This is a genomic window from Leifsonia poae (assembly GCF_027921845.1).
GTDB classification, from domain to species: Bacteria; Actinomycetota; Actinomycetes; order Actinomycetales; family Microbacteriaceae; genus Leifsonia; species Leifsonia poae.
Map to the genome: position 1 here is coordinate 96677 of NZ_BSEN01000012.1, position 20960 is coordinate 117636.

Sequence of the window (20960 nt, forward strand, 5' to 3'; positions counted from 1 at the left end):
CGGAGTGTTCCCCTAGCATCGGACCGTGGCCAGGACGCCGTCCGCTCAGTCCGTCCGCCGAGCCGTCGTCCCCCGGCCGGTCCTCTTCCGAGCCCTGCGCGCCGCCATCGTCATCCCCGGTGTGTTCGCGATCGGCACGCAGCTCCTCGGCAGCGCGACGATCGGGCTGTTCGCCTCGATCGGGTCGGTGTCGATGCTGCTGTTCGTCGACTTCGGCGGGAGCATCCGGCAGCGAGCGCAGTCGCAGGCCGGCCTCGTCATCGCCGGCCTGTTCTTCGTCGCGCTCGGCACCCTGTGCTCCCGCAACATCTGGCTGGCGACGTCGGTGACGCTCATCGTCGCCTTCGCGGTGCTCTTCTCCGGCGTGGTGAGCTCGGTGCTGGCCGGCGCCCAACCCGCCGTGCTGATCAGCTTCCTGCTGCCCGTCACGTTTCCGGCGCCCGTCGACCTCATCCCCGACCGGATGCTCGGCTGGCTGCTCGCGGGCATCGTCTCCGGGGTCGCGATCCTGCTGATCCCGCCGCACCGCAAGCCCGAGCCGCTGCGCTCCCTCGCCGCGGAGGCCTGCGCGCGGCTCGGCGAGGAGCTCTCCGCGCGAGGAACGGGTTCCGCCACGGATGCGGCCGAAGCCCGCGACGATCAGGCCGCGTCGGATGCCGCCGTCGCGGCCCTGCGGAACACGTTCTTCGCCGCTCCCTACCGGCCATCCGGGCTCAGTCGCTCGGCGCGCGCGGTCGTGCAGATCGCCGAGCAGGTCATCGCCCTGCACGCGGGGCTCGATCGCCGCTCGGAACACGACAGAGAGGGCGAACGCGCGACGTTCGAGGCCATCGGGGTCGCGTTGCAGCGTTCCGGCGGGGTCCTCGCGTCGGACCGGTCCGACCTCGAAGCCCTGCGCCCGTGCCGTACCGAACTCCGGCGCGCCCGCGAGAACGCGGAGCGCGCGGTCGTCGACGCGATCCCGGATGCGCTGGCCGGCGCATCCGGACAACCGCGCTCGGCGGCCATGATCGCCATGCTCGACGAGCTCGAGCCCGCCTTCGCCACACAGGATGCCGCGCAGATCGCCGACGCGATCGTGGAACAGGTGCAGAGCTGCGCCGAGGCGCGGCAGCGCTCGTGGTGGCACCAGCTGATGGACCGGTCGGCCGCATCATCGGCCAGGGACAGGATCGGCGCCCACGTCGACCGTCGCTCCGTGTGGCTGCGGAACAGCATCCGTGGTGCTCTCGGGTTCGCGGCGACCGTCTTCGTCGCCGACCTGCTCGGCGTCGAGCATGCCTTCTGGGTGGTCTTCGGGACGCTGGCGGTACTGCGCTCGAACGCCGCCAACACGGGGCAGTCGGCCATCCGGGCGATCGCGGGCACGCTCCTCGGACTCGTGATCGGCATCCCTCTGGTGCTGGCGATCGGCGGGCAGGTCTCGGTGAACTGGATGCTGCTGCCGATCGCCGTCGCGTTCACGGCGATCGCGTCTTCGCTGTCGTTCACCGTCGGGCAGGCCTCGTTCACCGTCACCCTGCTGCTGCTGTTCGGAGTCGTCGAACCGGTGGGCCTGCAGATCGGCATCGTGCGCATCGAGGACGTGGCGCTGGGATGCGCGGTGAGCGTGCTCGTGACGCTGCTGCTGTGGCCACGTGGAGCGGCGGCCGGCCTCAACCAGGCGCTCTCGAACGGCTTCGACACGGCGGCGCAGTTCTTGAGCGGGGCGACGCAGTTCGCGCTCCTCCGCGGGTACAGCGAGGCAGAGCTGACGCCGCCGCCCGACGACGACCGCGCGTTCGCCGCCGACTCCGCCCGCCGCCTCGACGACGCGTTCCGCCAGTTCCTCTCGGAGCGCGGCGCGAAGAGCATCGACTTGTCGGAGCTCACGTCCCTGGTCGTCGCCATCGCGTCGGTGCGCAGGCTCGCCACGGCGATCTGCGACCTCTGGGAGCGCGACGACGAGGGCGCCGGAGATCCGCAGACGGCGGCGAGGAGCGAGATCCTCCTGTCGCAGGCCGTCGTGGTCGGCTGGTACCGCCACGCGGCGGCGGCCCTGGCGCAGAACGCACCGGCCCCGGATCCGCCCGCCGGGTCGGGAGTGACCGCCAGCCGGCTGCTCGACGCGTTCCGGCGCGACCTCGGCGTACCGGATGCCGACCAGGCGCTCACCGCGTTCAAACTGGCCTGGACCAACCACCACATCCGCGTCGCCGCCGTCATCGCACGGGACATCGCGCCGGCGGTGTCGGCCGCCGTCGAGATGGGGGTGGCGCGGAACGCCTGGCTCTTCCCGGTGCGGCGCCGCAGTCGTCTGCGGGCGGCCGTCGCCTGACCGCTATCGGGCTGCTCCCGGCAGCCGCATTCATAAGGAGCACGACATGACGGATGACTCGCAGATCGACATCCGCAACGACCAGGCCGACGGCAAGTTCGAGGCGTGGCTCGGCGACCAGCTCGTCGGCGTCGTGGTGTACGAGAGGAACGGGCAGCGCTACCTGCTCACCCACGCGGCCGTCCTCCCCGAGTACCAGCACCACGGGATCGGCAATCGACTGATCGGCGGGGTGCTCCAGACGATCCGCGACGAGGGGGCGACGGCCACCATCATCTGCCCGTCGGTGCGGACATTCGTCGACCACCATCCGGACTACGCCGATGTGGTCGACGCCGCGTATCCCGGGGTCCCCTCCAAGGCGGTCTGACGGCCCGCTCGCGCGAGCCAGCCTCGCGCGAGCCAGCCCCTCCGGATGTCCTTAGCGATCGCTTAGAGCGCTCTCTATAGCGTCGGCACGACCGTATCCACCGATCGTCCGGAGCACATCCATGAGCGATGCGACACTCACGCTGTCCAGCCGCACCCGCAACAAGGTCCCCGAACCAACCGCCACCTTCTGGATCATCAAGATCCTGGCCACCACCGTCGGCGAGACCGCAGCCGATTTCCTCGATTCGACCCTGCATCTCGGGCTCACGGGAACCACCGTCGTGATGGCGGGCGTGTTCATCATCGCCCTTGTCGCCCAATTCCGGGCGACCTGCTACCGTCCCTCGATCTACTGGTTGACCGTGGTGCTGATCAGCGTCGTGGGAACGCTGATCACCGACAACCTCACGGACAACCTCGGGATCAGCCTGGTCGTTACGACGTCGGTGTTCGCGGCGGCGCTTGCAGCCACGTTCATCGCCTGGTTCGCCTCGGAGCGCACCCTTTCGATCCACGAGATCGATACACGACGCCGGGAGACCTTCTACTGGCTGGCCATCCTGTTCACGTTCGCCCTGGGAACGGCCGCAGGAGACCTCATCGCCGAGCAGCTGAACCTCGGCTACCTGCTCTCGGCCGCGATCTTCGGCGCCGCCATCGGGCTCACCGCATTCGCCCATTTCGTGCTGAAGCTCAACGGGGTGGTCGCCTTCTGGATCGCGTACGTGCTCACCCGACCGCTCGGGGCCTCGCTCGGCGACTTCCTGTCGCAGCCGCGAGCCGACGGTGGTCTCGGAATCGGCACGATCGGAACGAGCGCCCTGTTCCTGGCGCTGATCCTCGCGCTGGTCGTGTATCTCACGGTGCGCCAGCGCCGTGCGGCGGCCGACGCCCTGCTGCTCGAGACCTCGGCCGGATACGAATCCGTCGAGCGCTGACCCTGCCGCCGTCGGCCCGGTTCGCCGAGAGGTGCGAGATGTCGGCCATTCGACCGGAATGAGCGACATTGCGCACCTCTCGCGTCAGGAGGTCGCCTCGGAAAGATCGCGTCAGGAGGCGGCCTCCTCGGCGGCCTCGCCGTGCTCGACGATGTCGCCGCTCGTGAACAGGATGCCCTGCGCGGTCTCGCGCCACTTCGGCTTCGCGCGCAGCAAGAACTCGAGCTCCATGCTGAAGTGCTTGTACTCCTCGCCGAGCGAGTCGAGCATGATCGCCTTCGCGACCTCGTCCTTCTCGACGGCGATGCGCTGCTCGTACCAGCCGATCGCCTCCGCCTCCTCGGACAGGCTCGCGCACATGCGCGCAAACGTCCGGGTCTCCTCGCTGAGCTCGGCCGGCGGCTCGTGATACTGGTCGGTGGACATGGGATGCTCCTCTCGCTCTTCTGCTGCTTCTTCTGCTCGCTGCTTCGCAGTCGCCCGCGACTGTACGCCTGACGTATCGTGGGGCATCCCGAGCGATCCCGCCCGAGGAGGACCGGATGGCGCGAACCTTCGAGACCGTCGACGAGTACATCGCCGCGGCCGACCCCTCCGCCCGAGAGGCGTTGACGCGGCTGCGCGAGACCATCCACGCCGCGGTGCCGGATGCTCCGGAGAAGGTCCGCTACGACATGCCGGCGATCGCCGTGGCTGAGAAGCACTGGCTGCATTTCGCCGCGTGGAAGCGTCACGTCGGCATGTATCCGGTGTCGCGCCTGGAGCCCGAGCTCGAGGAGCGGATCCGGCCGTTCCGCACGACGACCTCGACCGTGAAGTTCCCGCTGGCCGCGCCCATCCCGTTCGAGCTGGTCGGCGAGGTGGCGAGGGCCCTGGCCGCTACGGCAAGCTGACAGGATGACCGACAGCGCCCACATCACGCCCGAACTCGAGCAGCGGCTCCGCACGATCTTCGAGGGACGCGACCGCACTCACATGCAGCCGACGATCGACGCCTTCCTCGACGTGCTCGCCGAGCATCCGGACAACGCGTATGTGCTCTACGACGTGGGTGGTTCGTACGACACCGCCGGCGAGGAGGAGACCGCTCTCGGCTACTACGAGCGGGCGATGGCGGCCGGCCTCTCGGGCGACACCCTGCGGCGCTGCCTGCTGCAGTACGGCAGCACGCTGCGCAACCTCGCGCGCTACGACGACTCGCTGGCGGCGCTCGACCGGGCTCTGGAGCTCTACCCGCAGTCGGAGTCGGTGCGGATGTGGCACGCGCTCTCCCTGCACGCGGCCGGACGCAGCGACGCGGCCGTGGCTGCGCTCATGGAGCTGGCGGTCGACGAGATCCGCACGGAAGATCTGCTGCGGTACGAGGCGGCTGTTCGCGGAAATGCGGAGTACCTGTGGGGGCTCGACGCGTCACCGACCTCATCCGCCCAGAGCTGAGCGCGCGAACCCACCGCGTGGCGCGGCCTCGCCGGCGCGTTCCCGTTCCTCAGGCGTTCCGTGGCAGCCGGAACCGCGCGGCCGCCGGCGTTCCGTGCAGCGCCAGCCCGGCCAGGATGTCGCCGAGGGCCGGCCCGAACTTGAAACCGTGGCCCGAGAACCCGGTGGCGACGGTGACCGGACCGACCCGGTCCAGCACGAAGTCCTCGGTGTCCGTGTTGTCGTAGAGGCAGCTGATCGGCGTTGGCGCAGTGGCGTCGACGCCGGGCAGCCACTCGGCGACGTACGCCGTGAGGTCGGCGAGCCGGTTCGGGTCGATGGTGCGGTCGCGTCGTGCCGGATCCACGGTCGGTCCCGTTCCGTGCAGCCCGACCTTGACGCCCTCGCCTGGCGTGAGCAGTCCGTAGACGCCGGGAGGACGCACGCCGTTCGCATCGGGAAGGCGGTGGTGCACGAAGCTCGGCCACGCGCTGTCATCCGCGGAGTCAGGCTGCAGCGGCGGGAAGTGCGCCGGCTGCTCCTCGGTCACGCGCACCGGCGGCAGCGGCGATCCCTGCGCGGCGAGCCAGTCGCCGATCAACCCGGGCGTCCACGACCCCGCCGCGATCACCACCCCCGCTGCCTCGAGACGCTGCCCGGCGACGCTGACGACCACGCCTCCGTCGGTGACCTCGATGCCGTCGACCGGCGATTCGAACCGCAGCTCGGCACCGGCCCGTTCGGCCTCTGTCAGCAGCGCCTCGATCGCGACATCCGCCAGCAGTCGACCGCCGGAGGGCGCGAACAGCACATCGGTCTCGAAGTGCAGCCCCGGCCAGCGCGCCGCCGCCTCGGCAGCCGTGAGATGTTCGGTCGGAATGCCGGCCCGGCCGAGCGCGGCCTCGACGGCGCCGACCGACTCGGGGTCGCCGTGATCGATCGCCCCGTTCAGCTGCAGGATGCTCCCGCCCGTCGCGGTCTCGAGCGCGCGCCATCCGTCACGGGCTCGCAGGGAGAGCTCGATGTAGTCCTGCTCCGCATACCCGTGACGGAATATACGGGAGCCGCCGTGGGACGATCCCCGGTCGTGCCCTCGTTCGAAGGCCTCCAGCAGCAGCACGGATGCTCCCGCCTCGGCGAGTGCGTGCGCGGTCGCGGCGCCGACGACTCCGGCGCCGATGACGATCTGGTCGTACGACATGCGTCGAGGTTAGGCGATGCGCATCGCCCAGGCACGCACCCGTGACGCATCGTGACGGCGCGCTGTCGCCACCGCCTGCCAGGATGAGATCACACCGACTGGACGACGAAAGAGAGATCGATCGTGATCACCGTGCACCTCCGCTATGAGATCGACGCCGACAAGCTGGCGGACTTCACCGAGTACGGCAAGCGCTGGATCCGGCTCGTCGAGAAGCTCGGCGGAAACCACCACGGCTACTTCATGCCGAGCGAGGGCGACAGCGACGAGGCGTTCGCGCTGTTCACCTTCCCGTCGCTCGCCGAGTACGAGCGCTACCGCACGGCGGCCACCACGGATCCGGAGTGCCAGGCGGCGTTGCAGTTGGCTCGCGACACCGGCTGCATCCGTCGCTACGAGCGGCGCTTCGTCACCCCCGTCTTCGAGTAGCCGGGACCCCTCATTTGCGACGGAACGCAGGTGCGGGCAGCCCGGTCACGGGGCCAGGAGCGCCGCGATCAGCAGCAGCGCCGGGATCGCCAGCACCGTCGTGAGCAGCACCGTGTCGCGGGCGATCGCCACGCCCCGCTCGTAGCGCGCCGCGAAGTTGTAGACGTTCTGCGCCGTCGGCAGCGCCGCGAGCGCGACCGCGGCGAACAGGCTCTGTCCGTGCAGCCCGAAGACGAGCGAGGCGACCAGGAACGCGACCAGCGGCATCACCGCCGATTTGAGCACGGCCGCCGTGATGATCTCGACTCGCCCCTGGTCGGCGCGCAGCGGACGCGAGCCGTAGAGCGACATCCCGAACGCCATCAGCACGAGCGGCACGGCGGCGCCGCCCAGCAGCACGAACGGCTGGAAGACGGCATCCGGGATCGTCAGGCCGCTCAGATCGACCAGGATGCCGGCCACCGACGCGATGATCATCGGGTTGCGGATGGGCTGCGTCAGGATCGAGCGCAGGGACACGCTTCCGCGGGACGACACGTCGAGCACCGTGAGGGCGATCGGGGCGAAGACGATCAGCTGGAGGAGCAGCACCGGCGCGACGTACGAGGCGTTGCCGAGCACGTAGACCGCGACCGGGAGACCGATGTTGTTCGCATTCACGTAGCCGGCGCCCAGCGCGCCGATCGTCGTCTCGGCGGCGCCGCGACGGAAGAACAGCCGCGACAGCAGCACGAACGCTCCGACGGCGACGAGGGCCGCGACCGCAGCGACGACCACCTGCGTAGAGAACACCACGTGCAGGTCGGCCTTGGCCAGGGTGACGAAGAGCAGCGCCGGGTTGGTGATGAAGAAGGCGATGCGGTTGAGCACGAACGCCGCCTGCGGGCCGCCGATGCCGAATCGCCCCGCGAAGTAACCGACGACGATGACGAACGCGATGATCGCGAATCCGACCACCACACCGCCCATCCGCCCAGCCTAGGGCGAATCGAACGGCGCCGAGACGTTGCCGCGGCCGTTGCCACGACGGGCGGAAGACTCCGCCCGTAAGGAAGGCTGCCGCGCTAGGAGACCTGGCGGGACGACGCCAGGATGCCGGCGGCAGCGAGCGCGGCGCCGATGGCATTGGCGGTCTCCTTGAACACCGTGTCGGTCTTCGTGGCCCCGAGCGCTCCGCCCGTTGCGACGGCGCCGGCTGCGACCCGTCCGAGCCGCGTGACGATCTGACCGTCGAGGTGCATGATCTGCACGGTGAACGACATGGCGAGCTGGCGGCCGGAGAGGCCTCCGAACAGCACCGTCATCAGCACGCTGCCGCGCTTCGCGACGAACCCGCCCGCTGGCGTCGACTCGAGCGTGAACCCGCGTTCGGTGAGGGCCTGCGCCACCACCGAACGCACCTGCTCGGGAGAGGCATTACTGAAGAACTCGTGACCGGATGCCATGGAGACTGAGCCTAGCCGCGCCGCGCGGTGTCGCCGAGCCGGCGCCTGGTGGCGACGACCACCGTCGCATCGAAATCGTCCGAGTGCTCGATCCGGCTCTCCAGCCCCGCAGCCGCGAAGAGCGCGGCCGACCGCTCGGCCTGCGGCATGCTCGTCTCGATGAGCAGAGAGCCGCCCGGCGCCAGCCAGGTCGGCGCACCCGCGGCCACGCGGCGCTGCACGTCCAGGCCGTCGGCGCCGCCGTCGAGCGCGATCGCCGGCTCGTAGTCGCGCGCCTCCGGGGGCATCATCCGGATGGAGTCCGTCGGCACGTAGGGCGCGTTGACGGCGAGCAGGTCCACACGCCCCTGCAGCTCCGGCGGCAGCGCATCGTAGAGGTCCCCCTCGAACACGCGCCCGGCCGGCTCGATGTTCGCCCGCGCGCACCGCACGGCGGCGGGCTCGATGTCGGCGGCGACGAGCTCGACTCCCGAACCCAGCCGGGATGCGATGGCCGCGCCGATCGCCCCGGCTCCGCAGCAGAGATCGAGCACCACCGACTCCGGCGTGCCCAGACCGACGGCGAGATCGACGAGGAACTCGGTGCGCTGGCGCGGGACGAACACGCCCGGTTCGACGACGATCCGGAGTCCGCAGAACTCGGCCCACCCGAGCAACGTCTCGAGGGGATGCCCGGCGACGCGCAGCGAGACCAGTTCCTCGAGCCGTTCGGGCGAGTCGGCCGCCTCTGCGAGCAGCAGCGCCTCGTCTTCAGCGAAGACGCATCCGGCTGCGCGCAGCCGCGCCACGAGCGTGGGATCGGGATCGGTCACGAGGCCTCATGCTATCCCCGCGACCGGGTCGGGACCTTAGCGCCGTGACCTCAGTGCTGGTAGGGCTGTGCGCGCAGCACCCGCGCCAGGTGCGCCGCGTTCTTCGCCATCGAGGCCGTCGTGCTCGCGACGGACTCGGGGGTCTCGTCCAGGTCTTTGTAGTCCACGCTCCCCATCGCCTCGCCGTTCCAATAGGTGGATGCCTGCGACGGAATACTGAACCCGACATCGTTGAGCCCCTGGAACAGGTCCGCGGCGATCGCGTGCGCTCCGTCCTCGTTGCCCACGACACCGACGACCGCCACCTTGCCCTCGACCAGTGGCCTGCCCTTGTCGTCGGTCTCGGACAGTTCGGCATCCAGTCGTTCGAGCGCCCGCTGGGCGATGCTCGACAGGTGACCCATCCACGTCGGTGTGACGATGACCAGGATGTCGGAGGCGATGATCTGCTCCCGGATGCGCGGCCATGCGTCACCGTCGCCCTCGTCGAGTTCAACACCGGCCTTCACGTCGTAGTCGGCGAGGCGCACCGCGGTGCCGGTGACCTCGTTCGCCGCCAACTCGTCGAGGATCTGCGTCGCGAGCAATTGGCTGCTGGATTCCGCCGGAGAGGGCTTGAGCGTGCAGACGAGGGCGATGGCGCTGAGCGGAGCGGTGCTCGTTGTCGAATCGGTCATGGGGGCAGTGAACGCCCGGCCTCCGGAGCGCGCAAGGGGCTTGCGTGAGAGCTTGCAGTTCCGCAAACACGCAGCCGTGCGCCCTTGACCACGGGCCGACACCCTCGTATGACTGGGTGATGAAACGCATCCACTACGCCAGCGGCTCGCTGTTGACCGGCGACGCTATAGCCGAGGTCCTGCTCCGCTACGCAGCCGTACTCGCGACGAACGAGTCCGCGGCGGAGGTGCGCGCACCGGCTCTCGCGGACGACGGACTCGTGAAGCCTGTTCTCCTCCTGCTGGGGCCGGCGAGTCAGATGCTCGCCGAAGAGGAGGCATCCGAGCATCCGGAGATCGTCGATGCCGATTTCGTCGCCGCGTGCGAGAAGGAGATCCGGGCGCTGGGCCCGCGGCGGGCCGAGTACGTCGCCGACGGAACCGACGAGACAGCGGGGCTCGACCTCGATTACCTCTGAGCGGAAAGCGCCGAGAAGACGCCGAGAACGCGCCTCAGAAGCCCTGGGATCGCTGAGCGGAACCGATCACTTCGGCCCGACCCCCTGGTGCGATCGCGTGGCGCGCGTACTATCCCGCACCAGATAGCAAACGGGGAGAGGGCATGCAGGTGTACCATGTCTACATCGACGACCTGCGGTTCACTTTCGTCGATCGAGCTCCTGTCGAGCAGTTGAAGGAGCGCGTCGTCGAAGCGAGCCGGGCCGCCGGTGCGTTCGTGCCCATCACGCAGTCGAGCCGTCCGCCCAGCGAGGTTTTCGTGACCAGCGCCACGAAGATTCGCATCGAGACGGCGAGCATCCCACGCGAGTCCGCCGGGACCGGCGAAGGGGACGAGGACGACGACGCGTTCTGGTTCGACTTCGATTCCCTGTCGTAACGAAATGACCTCCCTCTGGCTGGACGCCACCGCCCCGATCCCGACCGATCCGTTCGAGGACGACGGGCAGTACGACGTCGTCATCGTCGGCGCCGGGATCACCGGACTCGCGACCGCCCTGATGACCGCCCGTCGCGGGGCGCGGGTCGCCGTGCTCGAGGCACGCACGGTGGGCGCGGTGACGACCGGGAACACGACCGGAAAGCTCAGCCTGCTGCAGGGCACCGTGCTGTCGCAGATCAAGCGCCACGCCTCAGACCGCGTGCTCAGCGCCTATGTCGACGGCAACACCGACGGCCAGGGCTGGCTGCTCGACTACCTGCAGGACCGCGGCGTGCCCTACGACGTGCGGGATGCGTTCACTTACGCGACCACCGACGACGGCGCCAGGGCCATCCGGGCCGAGGCCGAGGCGGCCCTCATCGCCGGCCTTCCCGTCGACGATGAGCCGGGAGACCTGCCCTTCACCGTGACGGCCTCCGTGCGTCTCGCGGATCAGGCGCAGTTCGACCCGGTGGCGGTTCTGCGCGCGATGGCAGAAGACGTACGGGCGCTCGGCGGCGTGATCGTGGAGGGCGAGCGGGTGACGGATGTCTCCGCCTCCGATCCCGCCGTTGTCACCAGCACCTCCGGACGCACGCGCGCGGGCAGGGTGCTGCTCGCGACGGGCACGCCGATCCTCGACCGCGGACTGTACTTCGCCAAGCTCGAACCGTTGCGTTCCTACCTCACGGCGTTCACGGTGCCCGGCGACATCCCGGCCGGGATGTACCTGTCGGCGGATGCGCCGACGCGTTCGCTCCGTACCGCCACGGCGCCGGCTGCGGTGGCGGCCCTGGATGGCCGCGAACTGCTCCTCGTCGGCGGCAACGGGCATCCGGCCGGGCGCGCCGACTCGCCGGCCGAACTGCTCGCCGACCTGACACTGTGGGCGCAGGAGCATTTCCCCGGCGCGGAGCGCACGCACTGGTGGGCGGCGCAGGACTACCGCTCCGCGAACCAGGTGCCGTTCGTGGGCTGGCTGCCCCGCGGCCGCGGCCGGCTCTACCTCGCGACGGGCTACAACAAGTGGGGACTGACGAACGCGATCGCGGCCGCCATCAGCCTCAGCGCGAGCCTCACGGATGACGAAGAGCCGGAGTGGGCGCGTGTCCTCCACCACCGGGTGACGCATCCGGTCGATCTTGCGACCGGGGCCGGCTTCAATGCGGCGGTCGGCAAGGAGGCGGCGACGCACTGGGCTGCGGCGGAGACCGGCCCGTCACTCGGCGCGCACACCACGCCCCCGCCCGAGCGCACCGGGGTGGTCGGACATCGCGGGGCCGCTCCGGTCGCCGTCTCCACGGTCGACGGGCGCACGTGCGCGCTGTCGGCGGTGTGCACGCACCTCGGCGGCGTCGTGCGCTGGAACGACGCCGAACTCTCGTGGGACTGCCCGCTGCACGGATCCCGGTTCGCTGCGGACGGCACCAACCTCGAAGGACCGGCCACGAAGCCGTTGGCACCCATCGACGAAGACGACTGAAATACCGGTGTGCGTCATCCAGCGCGTGGGGGGTGGTCAGCAAGGTCTGTCCCGCAGTAGGGTCGCGGCATGACTATTCCCAACGACGACAGCAAGCCGGACCAGCCCGCCTCGGACGGCTCCGTGCCGGCGCCCGACGCCGCCGGGTCCGTTCCTCCCGCCGCCCCGGTCCCGCCGGCCCCGCCGGCGCCCGACGCCGCGTATCCGCCCGCGCCGCCCGCTTCCGCTCCTGGCGCCTTCCCCTCCTATGCGGCCACACCCGCCGCGCCCGCCGCCGCTCCGACGACCCTGCCGAGCCAGGTCAACATCGCGTTCTGGCTCTACATCGGTGCGGCCGTGCTCAGCGTGATCAGCGGCATCATCACCGTCGTGATCCTCGGCTCGAGCCGTCAGTCGACCATCGACTCGCTGCAGAACAGCAACGTGAAGACGAACGGCATGACCATCGACCAGCTCGCCGACGCGTCGATCGCGGTCGGCACGACCCTCGCGATCATCACGCTGATCTTCTGGGCCATCGTCTTCGTGCTCTTCGCCTGGTTCATGCGCCGCGGCGCCAACTGGTCGCGGATCATCCTCACGATCCTGACGGTGCTCTCGCTGATCAACGTGCCCTGGGGCTTCGGCGCCGGTGCGCTGCAGGTGGTGCTCGCGATCGTGGCGACCATCCTGATCTGGCTGAAGCCGGCCTCGGCCTACTTCGCCGCGGTCAAGGCCTCCAAGGCGCCGCGCGTCTGATCGACGGACGACCTGCCCGTGCTGGGTCCGCGCGCTACGTGCGCGGACCCAACCACGAGCGGGATGCCGGGTCAAGGCCTCGACCCGATTCGACGATGCGCCTAATGTCGCTTCCGGTCCTCCGATCCCCAGGTGGGCCCGCTACGTAGAAAGCAGGTATCGGCAATGAACATTCTGCTCATCATCATCGCGATCGTCGCGATCGTGCTCCTGTTCACCGGTGGGTTCGTTCAGGCCCTCAACTGGCTGCTCTGGGTGGGAATCATCCTCCTGGTGTTCGCCGTCATCGTGTGGCTGGTACGCATGATCAGCGGCCGTCGCTCGGTCTGACCGCCGACAGCAACGTCGAACCCCCGGATGCTCGTGCATCCGGGGGTTTCGCCGTTAAGGGGGTCAGCCGTTCGGAGTCACCGCCCGCAACTCCGGAACTCCGCGCGCTACCGCCCCGACGTTCCGGAATTACGCCCGGACACGCCGTCCTCGCCGCCGACCTTCCGGAGTTACGCAGCCGCCTTTCCGGCAGCCGCGCCGAGCCGCGGGGTAGAACCACCGGGCAGGCGCGAGTACCGTCCGCGCCGGATCGCCGGATCGCCGGACCCCGGACACCCGGACCCAGCGATCCCGAGTGACGGAAGGAGCCGGCGATGCCGCAGAGCGAACCCCAGCTGAAGGACCAGAAACTGTACGAGGACCTCCGAAAAGAGGGCAACTCCAAAGAGAAGTCGGCACGCATCTCGAACGCCGCCGCCGCCCGCGGGCGCTCCTCGGTCGGACGCAAGGGAGGCGAATCCGGATCGTACGACGACTGGACCGTCGCCGACCTCAAGAAGCGCGCCAAAGAGATCGGGCTCACCGGCTACTCGAAGAAGAACAAGTCGCAGCTGATCACGGCGCTGCGCAACCACTGACGGCCGGCCCCGCACCATCGCACACGCGCGACCGTCGTACACTCGCGACATGGGACTGCGCGAGGTCGCGGACGAGTTGTACGGCAAACCGGCGGGGGACTTCACCGCGTCGAGGAACGCCGCCGCGTCCGGTGCGGACAAATCCCTCGCGAAGGAGATCAAGGCGCTGCGCAAACCGTCCGCCGCCGCTGCCGCCATCAACGCGCTGGTGCGCGAGCATCCGGAGGTGATCGACGCGATCCTCGAGGTCGGCGACCGGATGCGGGAAGCGTTCGCCGCGCGCGACCGTGACGAGATCCGGGCGGCGACCGCCGAACGGCAGCGCCTGCTGCAGTCCGCCTCGCGTCACGTCGAGGGTGCGAGTGCGTCCGTCGTGCGCGAGATCGAGGAGACGCTGCAAGCAGCCGTGATCGATCCTGCGGCAGCCGCGGCGGTGCACAGCGGGATGCTCGTGCGCGGGCTCGAGTCCACCGGCGTCGATCAGGTGGACGTGACCGACGCGGTCGCGCTCCCGATCGACCCGGATGCGCTCCAGCGTTCCGCACCCGCGCGCGCCGATCGAGCGGCGGCCGCCACGAAGCAGAAGGAGTCGGCCGAGTCGGCGAGCGACCGCAGAGAGCGTGAGCGACGCATCCGATCGGCCGAGAAGGCGCTCGAGCACGCCAGGGCAGCGGCGGACACCCTCGACGACGAACTCGACGAGGAGGTCGACCGCAGGAGTGATCTGGAGGCCGAACGCGACGACCTCGCACGCCGGCTCGAGCGCACGCAGGACGAGCTGACCGAATCGCGAGCGGCCGAGCGCGAGCTACGCCGGCGCATCACCCAGGCGCACGCGGCGGTCCGCGAGGCCGAGAAGGCACTGCGCGCGACGCAATGACCCCGCCGTGGCTCGCCGGGTGCCCCGGGCCGCCCCGCCGATCACTCCCCGCCGGTCACTCCCCGCGCTGCAGGTACTCCGCGACCTCGTCCTCGGCCATCACGATGAGGCCACGGGAGCTGGTGGCCGACAGCATCATCGCTTCCAGCCACTCACGGTTGAGCGTCGGCGGCTTGGTCGCTTCGAACACGTACTGCACCGGGATCGCCGGTGAGAGCCACAGGCTGACCCGACCGGAGCCGCGCTCCGGCGGCTGAGCCCAGCTGACCAGGAAGCCCTCGTGCATCCGGAGCTTGGTGGTGACGGCGATCTTCAGGTGCGAGAGCACCCGATCGTCGAACTCGTAGCGGGCACCTGCCCCGTAGATCAGAGTCCCCATGCTTCATCCTCGCACCGTATCGCCACTGGAGGCGAGCACTATTCCGGAAGGTGCCTCTCGGCCTCTTCTTCACTCATCACGACCATGCCGCCCGTGCGCTGCGATGTGTGCATGAGCGCCTCCAGCCAGACGGTGTTGATCGCGGGCGGCCTGCTCCCGCTGAACTGGAACACGAGCGGGACCTCGCGGCTGATCCACAGCGAGACACGGCCGGAACCCTGCTCGACGGGCACATCCCAGTTGAGCAGGAAGCTCTCGTGACGACGGAGCTTGGCGACGATCGCGAGCTTGACGTGAGTCAGCACCCGGTCGTCGAGGTCATACTCCTGACCTGCTCCGTACACGAGTTTTCCCATGCTCAGAAGTTTGCCCTAATTATCCGACGGATCGCGCCTCACGCCGGGGGGATTGACACGGATCCCGATTTCCGATTAGAGGCCGCAGCCACGCGCAGGTCAGGCCGCTGCCTGCTCGAGCACCTCGTCGGCGCGTTCGGGGCTGCCCTCGGCGAGGCCGCGATCGATCCCGCGCCGCGACGCGAGCCACATCGCGACACCGACCAGGAACACGAGGCCCTCGGTGACCGTCAGCGCCCAGATGATGCCGGGCAGCCCGAACCAGAGGTTGCCGAGGATCACGATCGGGATGAACAGGATGCCCTGCGTCATCGACATGGTCGTCGCCGCGAGGGCGCGTCCGGTGGCCTGGAACAGCGACGTGATGAGCCCCGCGAATCCGTTCGCGATCATCGCCACGAGCTGTGCCGTCAGGATGGTGACCCCGATGGCGAGCACGGAGGGGTCGGGCACGAAGGCGGAGAACACCTGGTCGCGGAAGAGGAACACCACCGCCGAGAAGACCACTCCGACGCCGCCCACCGTGATCGCGGAGGCTCGCAGCGCCGACGTGAGACGGCTCTTGTCGCCCTTTCCGTACGCATAGGCCAGGAGCGGCAGCACCCCGAGCGTCACGCCCATCAGCAGGAACTCCGGCACCTGCGCGATACGGACCGCGACGCCCATGGCGGCGAGCGGACCGTCGCCGTAGGCGGCTGCGAGGTTGTTGAGCACGAGGGACGTGACGATCAGGAACGAGGCCTGGAGCAGCTCGCCAACACCGACACCGAAGACGGGCTTGAGCACGGCGGCCGAGAGGGTGAACCAACGCGGCGCGAGGCTGACGTGCTCGCTGTTCCGCTGCAGCCAGATCACGAAGTAGGCGACGACGCCGAGGTTCGAGAGCCCCATGGCCAGGGCTGCACCCGCGACGCCCCAGTGCAGCACCAGGATGAAGAGCACGTCGAAGACGAGATTCGCGATCGTCGAGGCGATGAGGCCGATCATCACCTGGCGCGACGCCCCTTCCGCCCGCACCAGCTGCTCCAGACAGAAGGCGGCGGCCAGCACCGGTACGAAGGCGAGCATGACGGCGACGTAGGCGCTGGTCGCGGGACCGGCTGCAGCATCCGCGCCGAGCAGCGAGACGAGCGGCCCCAGCAGGAGCAGTCCGGCGCCGCCGAGCACGACGCCCGCGATCACGGAACCCCAGAGGGCGAACGACGAGACGTGCTTGATCTCACCGGCCTTGGCCGGATCGTGCTCCGCTGCGCCGAGCAGACGGGAGATGAGCGCGCCGCCACCGACGCCGAATACGCCGCCGACGGCCATCACGAGACCGAGGATCGGCGTACCGAAGGTGATGGCGGCGAGCAGAGCGCTGTCGTGCAGCGAGCCGATGAAGCCGGCGTTGATGACGTTGTAGACCGCGCCGACGATCATCGCGGCGGCCATCGGCACGCAGAGGTGCACGAGGGCTCGGATGATCGGGGCCGTCGAGAGGTACCAACGGTTGGAGCCGACGGCGTCGGCCTTCACCGGGGTTTCGAGGTTCGTGGTGCTCATGAGCTGCTCCTTTCCGGGCAGGGCGGAGCGCGCGCCGACGGACGCCGGCACGGCGAGGAAGATGGTGTGGGTGTTGCGGAGGTTCTGAGCGCGGTTACGACCGCGTGGCTATGACCGCCGGGTTACGACCGTGTGGGTTGCGGCAGTTCCGCGGTGATCTTTCTGAGGAGGGTCTGGAGGGTCGCCCGCTCGGTCTCGTCGAGCGGCGCGAGGATCTTGTCGTCGGCGGCCGCCATCGCTTCTTCGAAGCCGGCGACGAGCTCGGCGCCGATCGGTGTGGCGTAGACGCGCTTGCTGCGTTCGTTGCCGGGTTCGGTGCGGCGCTCGACGAGGCCGCGGCGTTCGAGCCCCTGCAGAAGGCTCGAGACACTTGCCGCGCTCGTTCGGCTGATCTGCGCGATGTCGCGCTGGATCGCGCCCGGGTTCTGCTCGAGATAACCCAGGGTGAAGGCCTGCTCAGGTGTGAGCTCGCGCTCCTTCATCCACTCTTCGCCGGCCTTGCGCTGGGCCCAGCCGATCCAGCGGAGCAGCTCGAGGCCGCTGCTGGGCGCGTTCTCCCGTTCGTTCATAATCAGGAGTCTAACTGTTTGATCTCTAACTGTCAACGTTCGAACTGATTGCATTGCCGAACGTGATGCGAGTTATTGGAAAGCGGCGCCGAGATCGATTCCCTCCCGTCGGCCCCCTGGATAGGCTTGATGGGTTCGCGCGCTCAGCACACGACATGGCAAGGAGGCCTCACGGCATGCCAACCCCTCTCACCGTCGCCGCAATCGGCTTTTGGCACGTTCACGCCGGCGACTACGCGAGATCAGCACGCGAACATCCGGACACCGAATTGGTGGCCGTCTGGGACGACGACGAGCAGCGCGGCCGCGCGGCCGCCGAGGAGTTCGGAGTCGAGTTCGTCGCCGACCTCGACGAACTGCTCGCTCGGCCAGAGCTCGACGGCGTCACGATCACGACCAGCACCGACCAGCACCACGAGGTGATGCTCAAGGCCGCCGCCGCCGGAAAGCACATCTTCACCGAGAAGGTGCTCGCTCCCACGGTCGCGGAGGCGGAGGACATCGTCGCCGCGGCATCCGATGCCGGTGTCGCCCTGGTCGTCTCTCTGCCCCGGCTGTACGACGACTACACGCAGGCGATCCAGCAGATCATCGACGACGGCTCGCTCGGCGACCTCACCTACTCGCGCGTGCGGCTCGCCCACGACGGGTGGGTCGCAGGCTGGCTGCCCGACCGATTCGGTTATCCGTCCGAGGCCATCGGCGGCGCGCTCACCGACCTCGGCTGCCATCCCGCGTACCTCACCCGGCTCTTCCATCAGGCGGAGCCGATCGGGATCACGGCCACCTACGGCAGCGTCACCGGCCGCGAGGTCGACGACAACGCGACCGTCACAGCTGAGTTCCCCGGCGGCCATCTCGGCGTGTTCGAGGCGAGCGTCGTGACGTCGCCCGGCGCGTTCACCATCGAGCTGCACGGCACGGAAGCCTCCGTGATCTTCGGCTTCGGAGGCGAGCGCCTGCTCGCGAAGGGCGGCGCGTTCGGCGACGACTGGCAGGAACTCCCCCTGCCGCCGGCGCAACCGGACGCCTTCGCCCAGTGGGTGCGCCACATCCACGACGGCACTACTGCCGACGTGAACATCCGCACCGCGATCGAGCTCACCCGCATGGTCGTCGCGGCCAACGAGTCCGCCGCATCCGGCACTCGGGTCGCGCTCGAGGCCGCACCCGTCCGCTGACCGGCCGGGCGCAGCACGCGCATCCGGATGCGGTCCCGTCCGTTCCCTCCACCGAGCACGCTCGGCCCTTCAACGACCCCACGAATCCTCAGGAGAATCACCATTATGACCACCCCCGTCCGCATCGGACTCATCGGCGCCGGCGGCATCGCCGGAGCCCACGTCGCCGGCTATCTCCGCAACCCGGAGACGGTCACCTTCGCCGCCGTGGCCGACCCCGTGCGCGAGAGCGCCGAGGCGCGCGCCGGCGACACCGGCGCCGCGATCTACGCCGACTACCACCGGATGCTCGCCGACGCCGACATCGACGCCGTCGACATCTGCCTCCCGCACCACCTCCACAAAGAAGCCATCGTCGCGGCCGCCCGCGCAGGCAAGCACATCCTCTGCGAGAAGCCGCTGTGCCTCAGCTTCGACGAGGCGCGCGAGGTCAGCGCCGCCGTCGAGGATGCCGGCGTCACACTGATGTGCGCACACAATCAGCTGTTCCTCCCCGCGGTCGCCAAGGCCAAGGAGCTGATCGACGCCGGGACCATCGGGCAGGTGTACGAAGTGCGCACCACCGACAGCTTCTACAACGACTTCGACCCCGAGAACATGGGATGGCGTGCGCACGCGAAGACCAGCGGCGGCGGCGAACTGATCGACACCGGCTACCACCCGACCTACCTGCTGCTGCACCTGGCCGGCGGATCCCCGGTGGAAGTCACCGCGATGCTGGCAACCCACCGGCTGACGTTCATGGAGGGCGAGGACTCCGCGACGGTGATCGTCCGGTTCGACAACGGTGTGATCGGCACGATCGTCACCAGCTGGGCATACGAGGCCGCGGACAGCACCGAACGGTTCAGCGCCGTCGGTTCGCTCGGCTCGCTGACCAGCGACGGGACCACCCTCAGCTACCACGTACGCGGCGAGGACCCGGTGGTGCTCGACCTGGAGCCCGTGCACGAATTCGGCGCCGAAGTGGCACACTTCGCGCGGAGCATCCTCGACGACACACGCCCACTGCACACGCAGAAGGAAGGAATCGAGGTACTCGGCATCATCCTGGGCGCCTACGAGTCCGTGCGCACCCGAGCCGTCGCCGACGTTCGCGCGCTCGAACCGGTGCGCTAGGCCGGCCGCGGGCGGGTGGTGCGCCACCCGCCCGCGCAGGCGCTCTCGCCCACGCCCGCTCCCTCACTCGCCTCCGCCCTCGGCTCATAACTCCGGAATCGCGGCTCGACGCGCCGCCGCGTTCCGCCTTACTCCGGATGACTGAGCCGTCGGCGGTTCAGAGTTCCGGAATTGTGCGGCGGTTCGCTGGGCGGGCACGCGATCACGAACCGGACGATCGGTATGCTCGCGATCATGGAATCATCGCCGCTGATCGGCTTCCCCTGGCTCGGGATCATCCTTTACGTCGTGTTCCTGGCGGTGATCGCCGGCGCGCTGTACCTGATCATCCGGCTCGCGGTGTTCCACGCGCTGCGCTCGCATTCCCGCTGGCTCGCGCGGTCGTCCGGGAACCCGCCCGGGCCTGGCGCTCCGCCGTCCTCATAACTCCGGAACTCCGGGTCGACACGCCGCCGCGTTGCGCATAACTCCGGATGATCGAGCCGTGCGCAGCTCAGGCTTCCGGACTTGCGCGGCAGCGGGCGGGCGGGCGGGCGGCAGCGAGCAGGCAGGCCGCCTCAGCCGATCAGCGACACCGCGCGCGCGATCACCAGCGCGAGCAGCACGAACCCGCCGAACGACTCGAGCGACATCAGCAGTTTCGCGCGGTGGGTCAGGGGCATCGTGTCGGTCGGGCTGAACGCCATCGAGTTCGAGAGCGAGAAATAGAAGTAGTCGACGTAGTTGGGCACCCAGTCCATCTTCTGGCTGGAGCCGCGCGCCACCTCGTCGATCGCGTCGTGGTCCTCGTCCTGCGGAAAGCGGAAGTCGGCCAGCGGAAGCTCGTGCCGCGCCACGGACACACGAGAGACGGGACCGCCCCGATCGAGCACCCAGTACATGAGCGCGAACGCGATCACGTTCGTGACCCAGACCTGCAGCGACGCGAACAGCAGCTCGTACCCGTTACCGTGCTTGGCGAGCAGCCGGATGATCGTCTCCACGAACGCGACCTGGTTCGCGACGAGGATCAGGATCGCGAGGGCGATCTCGAGGCGTCGCGACCAGCGCGATTCCTTCGTGAGGTGGTGCGGGTTGTAGGCGATGAGGACGATCAGCAGCACCAGGCAGATGCCGACGACGACGTAGCGCTCGATCAACGGAACGACGCTGGGCAGGATCGCGTAGGCGGCGAGCGCCACGAGGGTGGCGAACACGGCCGGCCAGCGATGCTCCGGCGCGACGTTCCTCGCACGTTTGTCGTCTTTGTCACTCACAGTCGGACCATATCGCGCCC

General features: G+C 69.2%; 27 protein-coding genes. 16 read left to right on the forward strand and 11 right to left on the reverse strand.

What is annotated here, in order from left to right; all coding sequences use genetic code 11:
• The first annotated feature begins 25 nt into the window (after positions 1–25).
• The 3 genes from PKE84_RS12400 (at position 26) to PKE84_RS12410 (ending at position 3627) form a co-directional block, all read left to right on the forward strand.
• Positions 26–2317, forward strand: coding sequence for an FUSC family protein (locus PKE84_RS12400; protein WP_271177562.1), 2292 nt, complete (start codon positions 26–28; stop codon positions 2315–2317).
• A gap of 46 nt (positions 2318–2363) precedes the next feature.
• Complete coding sequence (locus PKE84_RS12405) at positions 2364–2687, forward strand: GNAT family N-acetyltransferase (protein WP_343881047.1); 324 nt, start codon at positions 2364–2366, stop codon at positions 2685–2687.
• A 121-nt stretch (positions 2688–2808) separates the two neighbouring features.
• Entirely contained in the window at positions 2809–3627 is an 819-nt protein-coding gene (locus tag PKE84_RS12410) for a COG4705 family protein (protein ID WP_271177563.1), read from the forward strand.
• Positions 3628–3738: 111 nt separating this feature from the next.
• Here the strand turns inward: PKE84_RS12410 and PKE84_RS12415 are convergent, their stop codons facing one another.
• Positions 3739–4053: a ferritin family protein gene (locus PKE84_RS12415; RefSeq protein WP_271177564.1), complete on the reverse strand. Its 315-nt coding sequence runs from the start codon at positions 4051–4053 to the stop codon at positions 3739–3741.
• A gap of 116 nt (positions 4054–4169) precedes the next feature.
• Between PKE84_RS12415 and PKE84_RS12420 the strand changes: the two genes are divergently transcribed.
• Positions 4170–4520 carry an iron chaperone gene (locus tag PKE84_RS12420; RefSeq protein WP_271177565.1) on the forward strand — a complete coding sequence of 117 codons (351 nt, stop codon included), beginning with the start codon at positions 4170–4172 and terminating at the stop codon, positions 4518–4520.
• A gap of 4 nt (positions 4521–4524) precedes the next feature.
• Entirely contained in the window at positions 4525–5064 is a 540-nt protein-coding gene (locus PKE84_RS12425) for a tetratricopeptide repeat protein (protein ID WP_271177566.1), read from the forward strand.
• A 49-nt stretch (positions 5065–5113) separates the two neighbouring features.
• Here the strand turns inward: PKE84_RS12425 and PKE84_RS12430 are convergent, their stop codons facing one another.
• Entirely contained in the window at positions 5114–6244 is a 1131-nt protein-coding gene (locus tag PKE84_RS12430) for an FAD-dependent oxidoreductase (protein WP_271177567.1), read from the reverse strand.
• Positions 6245–6367: 123 nt separating this feature from the next.
• Here PKE84_RS12430 and PKE84_RS12435 point away from each other — a divergent pair, with 123 nt between their 5' ends.
• Complete coding sequence (locus PKE84_RS12435; RefSeq protein WP_271177568.1) at positions 6368–6673, forward strand: NIPSNAP family protein; 306 nt, start codon at positions 6368–6370, stop codon at positions 6671–6673.
• 45 nt (positions 6674–6718) lie between these two features.
• Here PKE84_RS12435 and PKE84_RS12440 read toward each other — a convergent pair whose 3' ends face one another.
• From PKE84_RS12440 to PKE84_RS12455, 4 genes are all read right to left on the reverse strand, one after another.
• The gene (locus PKE84_RS12440; protein WP_271177569.1) at positions 6719–7642 is read right to left on the reverse strand and encodes an AEC family transporter; all 924 of its coding nucleotides are present in this window, start codon (positions 7640–7642) and stop codon (positions 6719–6721) included.
• A gap of 95 nt (positions 7643–7737) precedes the next feature.
• Entirely contained in the window at positions 7738–8118 is a 381-nt protein-coding gene (locus PKE84_RS12445; RefSeq protein ID WP_271177570.1) for a hypothetical protein, read from the reverse strand.
• A gap of 11 nt (positions 8119–8129) precedes the next feature.
• On the reverse strand, positions 8130–8930 hold the full coding sequence (locus PKE84_RS12450; RefSeq protein ID WP_271177571.1) for a putative protein N(5)-glutamine methyltransferase: 801 nt from the start codon (positions 8928–8930) through the stop codon (positions 8130–8132).
• Between the two features lie 50 nt (positions 8931–8980).
• Positions 8981–9607, reverse strand: coding sequence for a flavodoxin family protein (locus tag PKE84_RS12455; RefSeq protein WP_271177572.1), 627 nt, complete (start codon positions 9605–9607; stop codon positions 8981–8983).
• 119 nt (positions 9608–9726) lie between these two features.
• Between PKE84_RS12455 and PKE84_RS12460 the strand changes: the two genes are divergently transcribed.
• The 7 genes from PKE84_RS12460 to PKE84_RS12490 all read left to right on the forward strand — a co-directional run bounded on the left by PKE84_RS12460 (position 9727) and on the right by PKE84_RS12490 (position 14535).
• Positions 9727–10065 carry a hypothetical protein gene (locus PKE84_RS12460; protein ID WP_271177676.1) on the forward strand — a complete coding sequence of 113 codons (339 nt, stop codon included), beginning with the start codon at positions 9727–9729 and terminating at the stop codon, positions 10063–10065.
• 143 nt (positions 10066–10208) lie between these two features.
• The gene (locus tag PKE84_RS12465) at positions 10209–10484 is read left to right on the forward strand and encodes a hypothetical protein (protein ID WP_271177573.1); all 276 of its coding nucleotides are present in this window, start codon (positions 10209–10211) and stop codon (positions 10482–10484) included.
• A 4-nt stretch (positions 10485–10488) separates the two neighbouring features.
• Positions 10489–12009 (forward strand): FAD-dependent oxidoreductase, encoded by a 1521-nt coding sequence (locus tag PKE84_RS12470; protein WP_271177574.1) that lies wholly within the window; start codon positions 10489–10491, stop codon positions 12007–12009.
• 69 nt (positions 12010–12078) lie between these two features.
• Positions 12079–12747: a hypothetical protein gene (locus PKE84_RS12475; protein WP_271177575.1), complete on the forward strand. Its 669-nt coding sequence runs from the start codon at positions 12079–12081 to the stop codon at positions 12745–12747.
• Positions 12748–12912: 165 nt separating this feature from the next.
• Positions 12913–13077, forward strand: a complete 165-nt coding sequence (locus PKE84_RS12480; protein ID WP_271177576.1) for a cytochrome c-type biogenesis protein — start codon at positions 12913–12915, stop codon at positions 13075–13077.
• Between the two features lie 314 nt (positions 13078–13391).
• Positions 13392–13655, forward strand: coding sequence for a DUF7218 family protein (locus PKE84_RS12485; RefSeq protein WP_271177577.1), 264 nt, complete (start codon positions 13392–13394; stop codon positions 13653–13655).
• 49 nt (positions 13656–13704) lie between these two features.
• Complete coding sequence (locus tag PKE84_RS12490; RefSeq protein WP_271177578.1) at positions 13705–14535, forward strand: hypothetical protein; 831 nt, start codon at positions 13705–13707, stop codon at positions 14533–14535.
• 55 nt (positions 14536–14590) lie between these two features.
• Here PKE84_RS12490 and PKE84_RS12495 read toward each other — a convergent pair whose 3' ends face one another.
• The 4 genes from PKE84_RS12495 to PKE84_RS12510 form a co-directional block, all read right to left on the reverse strand.
• Positions 14591–14914: a DUF7882 family protein gene (locus PKE84_RS12495; protein WP_271177579.1), complete on the reverse strand. Its 324-nt coding sequence runs from the start codon at positions 14912–14914 to the stop codon at positions 14591–14593.
• Between the two features lie 38 nt (positions 14915–14952).
• Positions 14953–15270, reverse strand: coding sequence for a DUF7882 family protein (locus PKE84_RS12500; protein WP_271177580.1), 318 nt, complete (start codon positions 15268–15270; stop codon positions 14953–14955).
• A 99-nt stretch (positions 15271–15369) separates the two neighbouring features.
• Positions 15370–16815: an MATE family efflux transporter gene (locus tag PKE84_RS12505; protein ID WP_271177581.1), complete on the reverse strand. Its 1446-nt coding sequence runs from the start codon at positions 16813–16815 to the stop codon at positions 15370–15372.
• A gap of 122 nt (positions 16816–16937) precedes the next feature.
• Positions 16938–17384 carry a MarR family winged helix-turn-helix transcriptional regulator gene (locus tag PKE84_RS12510; protein WP_271177582.1) on the reverse strand — a complete coding sequence of 149 codons (447 nt, stop codon included), beginning with the start codon at positions 17382–17384 and terminating at the stop codon, positions 16938–16940.
• A 176-nt stretch (positions 17385–17560) separates the two neighbouring features.
• Between PKE84_RS12510 and PKE84_RS12515 the strand changes: the two genes are divergently transcribed.
• The 3 genes from PKE84_RS12515 to PKE84_RS12525 all read left to right on the forward strand — a co-directional run bounded on the left by PKE84_RS12515 (position 17561) and on the right by PKE84_RS12525 (position 20110).
• Positions 17561–18565, forward strand: coding sequence for a Gfo/Idh/MocA family protein (locus PKE84_RS12515; protein WP_271177583.1), 1005 nt, complete (start codon positions 17561–17563; stop codon positions 18563–18565).
• 105 nt (positions 18566–18670) lie between these two features.
• A complete protein-coding gene (locus PKE84_RS12520) occupies positions 18671–19684 on the forward strand; it encodes a Gfo/Idh/MocA family protein (protein ID WP_373877143.1) in 1014 nt (337 codons plus the stop codon).
• Positions 19685–19918: 234 nt separating this feature from the next.
• Positions 19919–20110: a hypothetical protein gene (locus PKE84_RS12525; RefSeq protein WP_271177584.1), complete on the forward strand. Its 192-nt coding sequence runs from the start codon at positions 19919–19921 to the stop codon at positions 20108–20110.
• Between the two features lie 131 nt (positions 20111–20241).
• Here PKE84_RS12525 and PKE84_RS12530 read toward each other — a convergent pair whose 3' ends face one another.
• Positions 20242–20940 (reverse strand): hypothetical protein, encoded by a 699-nt coding sequence (locus PKE84_RS12530; protein WP_271177585.1) that lies wholly within the window; start codon positions 20938–20940, stop codon positions 20242–20244.
• Positions 20941–20960 lie beyond the last annotated feature (20 nt).

Bases quoted from the DNA above. Each gene is read 5' to 3' on its own strand.
- PKE84_RS12440 (WP_271177569.1), bottom strand. From the start codon at position 7,642: ATGGGCGGTGTGGTGGTCGGATTCGCGATCATCGCGTTCGTCATCGTC.
- PKE84_RS12465 (WP_271177573.1), top strand. From the start codon at position 10,209: ATGCAGGTGTACCATGTCTACATCGACGACCTGCGGTTCACTTTCGTC.
- PKE84_RS12455 (WP_271177572.1), bottom strand. From the start codon at position 9,607: ATGACCGATTCGACAACGAGCACCGCTCCGCTCAGCGCCATCGCCCTC.
- PKE84_RS12490 (WP_271177578.1), top strand. From the start codon at position 13,705: ATGGGACTGCGCGAGGTCGCGGACGAGTTGTACGGCAAACCGGCGGGG.
- PKE84_RS12520 (WP_373877143.1), top strand. From the start codon at position 18,671: ATGACCACCCCCGTCCGCATCGGACTCATCGGCGCCGGCGGCATCGCC.
- PKE84_RS12475 (WP_271177575.1), top strand. From the start codon at position 12,079: ATGACTATTCCCAACGACGACAGCAAGCCGGACCAGCCCGCCTCGGAC.
- PKE84_RS12410 (WP_271177563.1), top strand. From the start codon at position 2,809: ATGAGCGATGCGACACTCACGCTGTCCAGCCGCACCCGCAACAAGGTC.
- PKE84_RS12525 (WP_271177584.1), top strand. From the start codon at position 19,919: ATGGAATCATCGCCGCTGATCGGCTTCCCCTGGCTCGGGATCATCCTT.
- PKE84_RS12515 (WP_271177583.1), top strand. From the start codon at position 17,561: ATGCCAACCCCTCTCACCGTCGCCGCAATCGGCTTTTGGCACGTTCAC.
- PKE84_RS12415 (WP_271177564.1), bottom strand. From the start codon at position 4,053: ATGTCCACCGACCAGTATCACGAGCCGCCGGCCGAGCTCAGCGAGGAG.
- PKE84_RS12470 (WP_271177574.1), top strand. From the start codon at position 10,489: ATGACCTCCCTCTGGCTGGACGCCACCGCCCCGATCCCGACCGATCCG.
- PKE84_RS12460 (WP_271177676.1), top strand. From the start codon at position 9,727: ATGAAACGCATCCACTACGCCAGCGGCTCGCTGTTGACCGGCGACGCT.
- PKE84_RS12430 (WP_271177567.1), bottom strand. From the start codon at position 6,244: ATGTCGTACGACCAGATCGTCATCGGCGCCGGAGTCGTCGGCGCCGCG.
- PKE84_RS12420 (WP_271177565.1), top strand. From the start codon at position 4,170: ATGGCGCGAACCTTCGAGACCGTCGACGAGTACATCGCCGCGGCCGAC.
- PKE84_RS12425 (WP_271177566.1), top strand. From the start codon at position 4,525: ATGACCGACAGCGCCCACATCACGCCCGAACTCGAGCAGCGGCTCCGC.
- PKE84_RS12495 (WP_271177579.1), bottom strand. From the start codon at position 14,914: ATGGGGACTCTGATCTACGGGGCAGGTGCCCGCTACGAGTTCGACGAT.
- PKE84_RS12485 (WP_271177577.1), top strand. From the start codon at position 13,392: ATGCCGCAGAGCGAACCCCAGCTGAAGGACCAGAAACTGTACGAGGAC.
- PKE84_RS12445 (WP_271177570.1), bottom strand. From the start codon at position 8,118: ATGGCATCCGGTCACGAGTTCTTCAGTAATGCCTCTCCCGAGCAGGTG.
- PKE84_RS12505 (WP_271177581.1), bottom strand. From the start codon at position 16,815: ATGAGCACCACGAACCTCGAAACCCCGGTGAAGGCCGACGCCGTCGGC.
- PKE84_RS12405 (WP_343881047.1), top strand. From the start codon at position 2,364: ATGACGGATGACTCGCAGATCGACATCCGCAACGACCAGGCCGACGGC.
- PKE84_RS12500 (WP_271177580.1), bottom strand. From the start codon at position 15,270: ATGGGAAAACTCGTGTACGGAGCAGGTCAGGAGTATGACCTCGACGAC.
- PKE84_RS12510 (WP_271177582.1), bottom strand. From the start codon at position 17,384: ATGAACGAACGGGAGAACGCGCCCAGCAGCGGCCTCGAGCTGCTCCGC.
- PKE84_RS12480 (WP_271177576.1), top strand. From the start codon at position 12,913: ATGAACATTCTGCTCATCATCATCGCGATCGTCGCGATCGTGCTCCTG.